At 64.8% G+C, this 378-nt stretch carries 1 protein-coding gene; it reads right to left on the bottom strand.

Translation table 11 applies throughout. The features are described 5' to 3' along the window. Positions 1-2: 2 nt before the first annotated feature. A partial coding sequence (locus tag AB4111_RS31245; protein ID WP_442035153.1) for an ExbD/TolR family protein occupies positions 3-378 on the bottom strand: 376 nt, incomplete at its 5' end.

The raw sequence follows: 378 nt of genomic DNA on the forward strand, positions 1-378 counted from the left end.
CCTCAGCCCTGCGCCTTGCCGGTGACCAGGCCGACCTGGGCCAGCTCCAGCCGACGCAGCAGATCCAGCACCTCGACCACGCGCGCGTACTGCACCTGCGCATCACCGCGCACGATCACCGGGAAATCCGGCGAGGTTGCCCGTTCGGTACGCAGGCGGTCCTCCAGCTCGGTCATCGTCACCGGGTAGGCATCCAGGAACACCTGGCCACTGGGGTCGATGGTGATCGCCTTGGTCTTGGGCTTCTCCAGTGCGGTGCTGTTGCTGGCCTTCGGCAGGTTGACCTCGATGCCGGGAATGGAGGCGTTGCTGGTCAGGATGAAGATCACCAACACCACCAGCAGCACGTCGACGAAAGGCGTCACGTTGATGCCCTTC

This window comes from Paenibacillus sp. 2KB_22 (genome assembly GCF_052115745.1).
Lineage (GTDB): Bacteria > Bacillota > Bacilli > Paenibacillales > Paenibacillaceae > Paenibacillus.